Source organism: Bacillus sp. JJ722 (assembly GCF_036963345.1).
GTDB lineage: Bacteria > Bacillota > Bacilli > Bacillales > DSM-1321 > Bacillus_AD.
Genome location: NZ_JBALMO010000284.1, coordinates 1 through 4455, shown reverse-complemented (window position 1 = coordinate 4455; position 4455 = coordinate 1). Strand labels below are relative to the sequence as shown.

Below are 4455 nucleotides of genomic sequence, written 5' to 3'. Positions count from 1 at the left end.
TTTTTTCCCGAAAAAAAGACTCCCACTTCAAAACGAAATGAAAGTGGGAGTAGTTCCATACTCATCTGATAATATCTCTCTTTAGTAGCTTGATTTCTTTGGGATCAATTTTATCCAGCATGAACAGCCCTATTCTATTTACTTTTGTTTCGATTACCTCAAATTCCTGCTATTCAACCTGTTACGCACATGAAAAGTTACCTTTGTTCCTACATCTGACGCACTTGTGAAATGAAGTCCTGTTCCGAAGTGCCGTTTTAATCGCTGATCCGTATTTATCAATCCGACTCCTGATCTGCTATCTGCTTTTCTTTCTAATATTTTTTGTAATTGAACGTCGTCCATTCCGATTCCATCGTCTTCAACTGTTATCTCTGCATGCGTTTCATATACAGAAATCCGAATAACAATCTTCCCCCCGCGAGTGCGCTTCATTACACCATGTCTTATTGAATTTTCTACTAGAGGCTGGATCGTAAGGAATGGGATTTTTAATTCCTCGTAGTCATCTATCTCCCAAATAACCTGCAGCCTTTCTCCAAACCGCACCTTTTCGATATATAAATATGAGCGCACTAGACTTAGCTCCTCTTCGATCGGAACAAGGCCATCCATATTTTGGAATTGAAATTTATTCCTCAAAAAATTGCTGAACTCATCGAGCAAATCACGCATCTTATCCAAATTAATTTCACTTAAAGCTGCTACAGAATTTAATGCATTAAATAAAAAATGTGGCTGGATTTGCGCTTGCAGCCATGCAGCTTCTAATCGAATTTGTTCCCGAACGGATTGTTTAATCGTTGTTAGCGCCTCAATCCGTGATTTTATTTCCATAGCTTCTACCGGCTTCGTCACATAATCGTTTGCTCCCGCCAAAAAACCACTCTGGATATCTTTCGGTTGGCTTCTTGCGGTAAGGAGCAGAACAGGAAGCTCTGTGAGTGTAAACCGCTCGCGAATCATTCGTGTCAACTCATAACCTGACATCTGCGGCATCATAATGTCAGAGATGACTAGGTCCCATTCCTTATTATCCAGTACAGCCAACGCTTCTTTACCGCTCGTTACCATCGTTATCTCATATTCGTCCGGTGGTAGTATTGCTTCAAGCACTTGAAGATTAACAGGATCATCATCAACAATTAATAGGAGCGGACGCTCACGATTCATTTCTAATAAAGTTGTTTGTTTCGTAGCTAGTGGGATTTCTACTTTTTCCAAATCGACTGAGGAGGCTATTTCTTGAATCGGCATGGATTGTAAGACGAACTGTTCGATTGAGTTCGAAACATCATCCTCAACCTCTGCATTCATCCCTGCCAACTTTAACGAAAATGTAAATTTTGAACCTTCCCCGAGCATAGAGGACACATCTAACGTACCTCCATGAAGATCAACCAGTTGCTTGCTTATACTTAAACCTAACCCAAAGCCACCTTCAATCATTGTCTCACTCGCACTTGCTTGCTCATACGGACTGAATAGGCGCTTAAGCATGTCCTCATCCATTCCGATCCCTGTATCCGTAATAACAATATAAGCTCTTCCGTCCTTTTCAAAAGCTTGAATCGAAATGATCCCTTCGTTCGTATATTTCACAGCATTGTGAAGTAAATTGAAAACAATTTGAATAACCCGATTTTCATCCGCATGTACGGGAGGAAAATCTTCAGGAATTTGATTTACAATTTTTACAGACTTCACTTCTGCATTTAATTGCAGCATATCAAGTACTCCGGTCACGATTGGCTGAATACTTATGGCTTTTTTGAGTAGACGCGGATTGCCTTCCCGTAAACTCATCACATCAATCAAATCGTTTAACATTAATGTCAGCCGACGTCCTACAGATAAGACCGTTTCAAGCTCTTTGATACTCCGTTCCTTCAACAAATGTTGTTCCCTTTTTAAAACGGATTGTGAAATGTTAAGAATGCTGTGTAGCGGATTTTTAAATTCATGTGAAGTGTTTGCCAAAAATTGATCCTTATGATCATTCATTCTTTGCAATGTTACAGCAAGTTCCTTTGTATTAGCATGCATGTTAAAATAATCTTTAAACCATACAGATGCTAAACAACCCATCGCAATAATCATATCGAACGGATAATAGACAAGACTTAAACCACTTTCCTCCCAGAATACCGACCAAAGAAAATGATGAACCAGCGCAAGAAACGAAAAAAGCAACAAAAGATTGCCCTTTATATCTTTGATTACTTTTTTATAGAGTGCAATAATCGTGATCCCTGCAGCAATACCAACCAATAGATAATAGACCGGGAAGAGCATAATCACCTGATCGGGATCTAAAAGCAACGTGATGCCGGCGGTCCCTAAGCTCATTACCGTATATACAGGATACATCCTGCTCCAATAAGGGAATTCACGATGATTCGTACACTTCAATAAAGCATAGGCTCCCATAACGAGAGCAGCATTAGATAGCCGAAAATCCCAATCAGTGCCGATATAAAATAATTGATGGAACAACTTCTCATCAGTACTTAGCACGCTAGTAAGTGTTATACAAAACGTTAGCAGAGAAAAATAAAGCAGCTTCTTTTCCTTATTTCCGAGTAAAAACAAAATAAACGCATAGACAGCATGCATAAAAAATATAAGGGCTGCCAGAAGATGCATCGAAATGGAAGCTTTCATTTCCGTTGTAATGGCTTCTTCAGAACCAAATTTAATGGATCGGACAATGCCGCTACTACGGCTGTCCACATAATTTGCCGCTTGAATCACTAGATCGATTACGCCGTTTTCGTCTGCTGTAAAGGATGTGGAATAAGGCAGGTTCTTCGCAATGTATTCATCCTTCGATTCCGCCACCCGCCCGGATTCAGCAAGTAATCGGCCATTCACATATACTTCTGATGAAGTGCGAACGCCGTATACACGAATACTATAGTTCAGGTCCTTTTCCGGATTTACATAAAGACGCAAGCGATAAGAAGCAAATCCATATGGAGCTGACTTGTCGGCATGCAAAGCTTCATTCCATCCTCCTGGAACCTGAATAAGCTCTGGCTCACTCTCTCCTGATACTTGTTGCCGACTATCATCCATCAACAACTGCGACGGATAAAACTCCCATTCTCCATCAAGCAAGAGAACGTCGCCATCTTCTGCGTTCCAATCGCGCAAATCGATCTGCCCGTTTTTAATCGACACCTGTTTTTGGTTATGAAACAATTCCATCCACAACATACGCGAACCGGATAAGATGACTAATACTAACCCTAGTAATAATAAAATATGGCTCTTTTTCATTTGGTATTTTGGTGAATCATGTGCCAAGAAGTTCCTCTCCTACTCATTTTCTTCTAAGGTTCCATATGGTTTCACCTATATTTTACCACATAAAGCGTAACAGAGACACGAACGATTAAGATGTCGTTATGTCAATTTACAGACATAACCACCTAGTAGAATTTGGTTATTCACATCGGGAATAAAAAATAGAATGAACAAAGTATGTCCTTCGTTCATTCCCTCATGAACTGCATAATCTTACTACACTTTTACTTCTGCTATTTTCTTTTAGGGGTACCGCCAGCATTTCGGAAAAAACCCACGCTAAGCAAATTTCGACAGAAAAAGAGCCGGGTTTTACCCCGTTAAGAGTAAACCGGCTCTTTTTTATGTAATGGACGCAAGTTACGTAAGCTTGAATTATATGCTACATCAAAATTATATTCACCTAGAAAGTTTATGTGCTCCCAACCTAATGGAGACACGTGAGGCATTAAATCTTCCCTAAATCCCCCCTTTTTTTTGAGTTCTTCAATAGCTTTCTCTAAATAAACCGTGTTCCAAACACTAATGTCATTGATTATGATATTGAGTGCACTTGCTCGTTGTAATTGATCTTGGAGAGCGCGTTCTCTAAATTCACCAATTTTTCCAAAAAATATAGCTCTGGCAAGTGCATTCACAGCTTCGCCTTTATTTAAACCTCTTTGTATACGTCTTCTCAAAGTTTTACTTGAAAGGTAATCCAAGGTAAATATCGTTTTTTCTATTCTTCCCATTTCTCGAAGCGTTTTTGCAAGCTTATTCTGTCTTGCGTAAGAACCTAATTTCCCCATAATTAATGCTCCAGAAACCTTACCTGTCCTTACAGAGTACGCTAAACGTAATACATCATCGTAGTTTTCTTGAATGACCTTTATATCTATCTTGCCTCTAAGAAGTGCTTGTACATCAGGGTATTCTTGAATGCCATTTATAGTAAATAATTTAGTATCAGCTAAATCACGAAGACGAGGGGCAAAACGAAATCCGAGTATATGAGTTAAACCAAATACTTGATCAGTATACCCAGCAGTATCTGTATAGTGTTCTTCAATGTTAAGATCTGTCTCATGATGTAGTAATCCATCAATGTCATGTTCAGCGTCACGAACATTTGTGTTAATTACTTTTGTATAAGAAGAAGAGAAC

Annotated in this window: 2 protein-coding genes; both read right to left on the bottom strand. The window is 39.3% G+C overall.

What is annotated here, in order from left to right; genetic code table 11:
- Nucleotides 1-153: 153 nt before the first annotated feature.
- Nucleotides 154-3282: an ATP-binding protein gene (locus V7014_RS23895; RefSeq protein WP_438824970.1), complete on the bottom strand. Its 3129-nt coding sequence runs from the start codon at nt 3280-3282 to the stop codon at nt 154-156.
- Nucleotides 3283-3629: 347 nt separating this feature from the next.
- The coding region (locus tag V7014_RS23890) for a Tn3 family transposase (protein WP_335511044.1) at nt 3630-4455 on the bottom strand (826 nt) is incomplete at its 5' end.

What these genes read in the sequence shown, in the direction of transcription:
- V7014_RS23895 (WP_438824970.1), bottom strand. Translation starts at nt 3,282, where the DNA reads ATGAAAAAGAGCCATATTTTATTATTACTAGGGTTAGTATTAGTCATC.